The sequence below is a fragment of the Chitinophaga sp. genome (assembly GCF_036566945.1).
In the GTDB taxonomy this organism is placed as follows: Bacteria; Bacteroidota; Bacteroidia; order Chitinophagales; family Chitinophagaceae; genus Chitinophaga.
The window spans coordinates 1-5,240 of sequence record NZ_DATCVJ010000685.1 but is presented as its reverse complement, the minus strand read 5'-3'; the positions used below and the strand labels follow the sequence as shown (position 1 = coordinate 5,240).

Here is a 5,240-nt window from a genome sequence, read left to right as displayed (position 1 = left end):
GCCCATTCTTTCGTTATAATTTTCCGGTGGCAGTTTGGTATCGATCACTACATGCGCCTGTTTTTCATTTTCGGCTAATGTAAAGGCGAGTGTACGGGATTTTTTTTTGCTCACACCATTATCAAAAAACATCAGGTCGCCATGCTCATTAATATGAACGGCATGGGCCTGATCAAACAGGGAAGTTGCCGGCATATCGAAATCGCCGCCTTTGCCGAACGTCCAAAGGCGCTTGCCGGTGCGGGCATCTATCTTCCAGATTTGTCCATTGTTATAAAAAGAAATGAGGTAGTTACCATCTTTATCGAATGTAACACAGTTGGCATGCATCCAGTCTTTTTTTTCCTGTAAGATGTTGTTATTCTCCAGCGGATTCAGGGCATCAAAAACTGTCCATTTCCATACTTCTTTGCCATGTCTGTCGAGTACGAGGATGCCATCTCCTCTGACGGTATCTGTTTTACTCCCGCCTTTGCTGCTCAGGTCTATGATTCTTTCTTCCACACAAAGTGTTACAAATTCATTTTTAGCATTGAGTAAAATTTCGTGGTGGATGGTGGGTGCAAAATCTCTCCCTTTTTTGAGGTCCGCCAGGGTATCGCCGGTTAAGGAGAGCTCCAGTATTTCGTCGCCGTAGCTGGTTTCGTAAGCGGGGCCGCCCAACAGTGATAACAGGGTATTGTTTTGTGTAAAATTGGCTACTTTAAATCCGGTGCCGCTTACCTGGTGGTACCAGGTAATCTGACCTTTGGCATTTAACAGAAACAATACGCCGGGATCATCGCGGCGGGAAATCATCACATAGCCTGTTCTGAAACTGGCGGGCAACAGGCTGCTGTCCGGGCAAACGATATTAAATACATCTTTCATCCACATCGGAAAATCGTTGGTGTTGAAAGTATATACTTTGCTGCGGTACAATGATTGGCCATGACCTGTTAACACGCGGTACTCATAGCTTTGCGTAGGTAGCAGATTGGTGAGTACGATGGCATGATGCAGCTGGTGTGTGGAAAGGCTGGTGGTGGTGCGTAGTTGCTCCTGTCCTTTGGGCCAGTATTCCACGGCGGCATCCACGGTGTCGGTACATTGTATGGCCACCTTTACTTTGAGGGCATTTTGTCCGTGCGAGGTGAGGGTGATTTCGGTGATGTCGTTTCCTCCGCTATGGCAGGCCTGCATTATAAAAAACGCAGCTGCCATTGACATCAATGGCAGCATGCGTTGTATATTATTCCATCTTTTCATTTGCATTATTGAGTCATTAAAAAAAGACAGCACCCGTTGTTAATGACGACGGTCATTATTGTTAAGGGTTTTATTGATATCTATCTGTGCCTGTGGATAAGAAAAATACTTATCTCTTGGCATCGAGATGGTCGCTGTTTTTCCAACAGCAGTAAGATACTTATTTACCACGGTTTCATACTTATTCATGCGGATCAGATCCTGTCTGCGTTTGCATTCAAAGAAGAATTCCCAGCCACGTTCCTGCAGGATGGCATCACGCAGTGTTTCTTTGGTGAAGGTACCGGGGGCGCCTAAACCTGTAGCGTGAGAGCGGCTTTTTACCTGGTTGATCAGGTCAATAGCTTCGGTGGTGGGTCCGTTCAGTTCATTCAACGCTTCGGCTCTGCACAGCAGGATATCTGCATAACGGAGTATCGGGAATACGTGTCCATCGTAGTAGGTGGTAGAACCTTTCGGATCTGCAAATTTGGTGGTGGCTACATCGGCCATGTAATAATATCCTGCCGGCGGATTGGTTTGACCGGGAGGGCCCTGTACGTAATGGAGGCCGTCGGTGCCGATATAATCGTAGTAAAACATTTGTTTACGATCGTCATTAGCTGCGAAGGTGTTCCAGAAATACCAGGTTAAGGCGAAGTACTGCCATCTGTCTGTTACCACCGGATTGTTGATAGGTCCGAAGTGGTTCATGATTTCCACGGCATCATTCAACGGATCCGCGAGGGCGCTGAAGATACTTTCCTGGCACCATTTATTTTTCTCTGCAAATAATCCTGCATAGCTGGGATATAGTCCATAGCCCAGTTTCATGATTTCTGTAGTGAGGTCCAGGGCTTTCTGCCATTGATGTTCGCGCATATACAGTTTACAGAGTAAAGACATGGCGGCACCTTTGGTAGCACGGCCTATATCGTTGGTGCTGTAAATAGTACTGCTGGTGTAGTTAGCGGGTAAGTGTTGCGCCGCAAATTCCAGGTCGCTGATGATCAGTGAATTGATCTCTGCTACAGATGTAGTAGGCAATGGGGCATTATAGTCAGGACTCGTATGGTTTTGTTCTACGGTTTTATCTGTTACCAGGATCACGGGACCAAATGCATCGGTGAGATCCACATACCCCAGTGCGCGGAGGAACTTCAATTCTGCCACAAACTGGTTTTTCTGTTCGTCGGTAACGCTGGTCATCCGCGGAATATAGTACATAGCGATATTGGCATCTGTGACCAGTTTATACTGATGCTGCCAGGCAAAGGCCAGGTAAGTATTGCTGGAGGCCCACTGGCAATCAGCCATGAGGCTCACATCACCTGCGCTGGTCGCGTGTCCTACGTCGGTGGTAAGATCTGAAATGGTGACCTGGAAGCCTGCATAGTACATCCATGCATCGGATCTGCCGCTGGGTTGTTTTAGTCTGGAATATACACCGTTGACAGCTGCTTTGGCATCGCTCAGGGTGATGAATGCGTTGGCGTCTGTCAGGTAACTGTTGACTTTAGGTTCCACAAGCTTCTTACAGGAAGTAGCGCCGAGTAGTAAAGTTGTTAATGCGATATATGCGTATTTCATTTGTTCCGGAATTTACAGGTTAGAAATTAAATTTAAGCCCCAGGGTATAGGTGCGGTAAGCAGGGAAAGCCGTGTAATCCAATCCGGAAGAAAGGTTTGCGTTGCTACCACCGCTGAGGCTACCATTGTTAACACTGCTGTTAAGATTGGTATTTACCTCGGGGTCTGATCCTGTATATTTGGTAATCGTAAATAAGTTTTGTACAGAGCCATATACCTTAATGCCACCCAGCTTTCTGAGGAATGTTTTGGCTACGGGAATGTTATAACCGAGTGTGAGCATTTTACAACGCAGGTAAGAAGCGTTTTCCACAAATCTTGAATTGATCATGCCACCATAAGCGATTACATATCCATCTCTTGGGATATCTGTATTTTCGTTGGTGGTGGTCCATCTATTCAGTGCAGCCTTGCCGGGACCGGATTCCAGTACCAGGTTGGTGGCGTTGTATAAACTATAATCAAGTGCGCCCTGGAGGAAAATATTCAGCTCAAAACCTTTGTAAGCAAAGTTGTTGTTGATTCCATAAATATAGCGCGGCGTGGCATGACCCAGGTAGGTACGGTCATTGGCGTCGATGATACCATCGGGTTTGCCACCGGGCCCGCTGATATCTTTGAATTTTGGATCGCCTGCTTTGGAGTTGGGCTGTTGCGGATGCGCTTCTCCTGTTTTGATAACACCGTCATAGATGTATCCGTAAAAGGTACTTAACTCCTGTCCGGGCTCTAATTTGGTGAAGTCAATAGAACGGCCGCCATACAGGTTGGCAGTTTGTGTAATGATGCTTTGACGACCACCCAGATCCAGGCAGGTTTGTTTATTGTAGGCGATGTTCAGTGTAGTATTCCAGGTAAAAGCGTGGTTGATAATATTTTCTGTGGTGATAGATAATTCCACCCCTTTATTTTCAATTTCGGCGGCGTTGACCGTTTGGTTGGCGAAGCCGTTCCAGTCGCCGATAGGAATATCAAAAATCAGTTTGTTGGTTTTTTTGCGGTAAAAATCTATCGTGGCGGATATACGGTTATTCACAAATCCCATATCTATTCCCACGTCGAACTGCGCGGTGCTTTCCCATTGCAGATCGGGATTAGGCAAACGGGTAGCCACTATACCGCCATAACTGTCGCTTCCGGGTCCGAGTGATACTTTGGTAGGACCAAAGAGGTACATATAAATGTAATCGGGAATGCGGTCATTACCTGTTACACCATAACCGGCTCTCACTTTAAGGTTGGAGAAGATGTTCAGGTTTTTAATGAATTCTTCTTCACCGGCTCTCCATGCAATGGAGCCGGAAGGGAAGTTTCCGAAGCGATAATTTTCTCCAAATCTGGAAGATCCATCCCGGCGGAAGGTAAAGGTAGCGAGGTATTTATCTTTCAGTGAATAGTTTAAACGTCCGTAGGCAGAGGCAAGTTTGGAAGGGACGTCCAGACTGGTATTGCTAAGAGGCTCACTGGCGGCTTCCAGGTTGTGATAAAGAAAAGCGTCTGTACTGAATTTCTGTACCTGTGCGTATTGCTGGGAATACATATCAGACTGGTAAGATACCCCTGCCACCAGGTTTACAGAATGGATCTTGTTAAATATTTTTCTATAGGTAAAATAGCCTTCCGCCAGGTTACGGGTACGGGCTACGTTATTCAGACTGGCTTTCCCGCCTACTTTTTCACCGTCTACCAGGTCGCGGGGCAGGTAAGTGCCTTCGCGGAAGGTGGAGTATTCTGTTCCGCCGTTCACGCGGAAGTTAAGTCCTTCGATGATTTGGTAGTCTAAATATGCATTGATATTTACTTTGTTTTCATAGCGGTCGTTGGTAGGCGCCATTAACCAGGCCAGTGGATTATCTCTGCCTCTGTACCGGGCGTAAGAGCCATCCGCATTGTATACCGGAATAGCAGGGGACGCGGTCAATACGCCATACATTACGTTAGAAGGTACAATGTTACCATCGTATGTTTTGAAGTTGGTATAAGAACGGGAGCCATACACGCTGGCGCCGGTTTTGAAGTTTTTGCTGAATTGTCTGTCGTAGTTCAGACGCACAGAATATCTTTCGAAAGACGTATTTTTCAACGCACCATCCTGTTTAAAGTAGTTGCCGGACAATGACACCCGATCTTCTGCGGTGCCACCGGCTATACTCAGGTTATGGCTTTGTACCATACCGGGGCGGGTAGCTAATTTAAACCAGTCGTTGTCGCGGCCACTGGCCAGGTCTTCTGCCGTGTAATAGGCTGGCTGACCTTTTTCAATGGCTTTGGCATTAGTGACCTGCATGTTTTCCAGGCCATTCATTTTATCATATTCCTTTGTAATCCGTTGGGTACCGTAGTAGCCATCGTACTGAATAGCTGCCCTGCCGGATTTACCTCTTTTAGTGGTGATCATCACTACGCCATTGGCGCCACGGGAG

General features: G+C 46.7%; 3 protein-coding genes. All 3 read right to left on the bottom strand.

Going from position 1 to position 5,240, the window contains the following annotated elements:
• Positions 1-1,248 (bottom strand): aryl-sulfate sulfotransferase (locus VIP81_RS20745; protein WP_331965677.1); only part of this gene is annotated, 1,248 nt, incomplete at its 3' end.
• Between the two features lie 39 nt (positions 1,249-1,287).
• On the bottom strand, positions 1,288-2,817 hold the full coding sequence (locus VIP81_RS20740; protein WP_331965674.1) for a RagB/SusD family nutrient uptake outer membrane protein: 1,530 nt from the start codon (positions 2,815-2,817) through the stop codon (positions 1,288-1,290).
• A gap of 19 nt (positions 2,818-2,836) precedes the next feature.
• The coding region (locus tag VIP81_RS20735; protein WP_331965671.1) for a SusC/RagA family TonB-linked outer membrane protein at positions 2,837-5,240 on the bottom strand (2,404 nt) is incomplete at its 5' end.

Bases quoted from the DNA above. Each gene is read 5' to 3' on its own strand.
- VIP81_RS20740 (WP_331965674.1), bottom strand. From the start codon at position 2,817: ATGAAATACGCATATATCGCATTAACAACTTTACTACTCGGCGCTACT.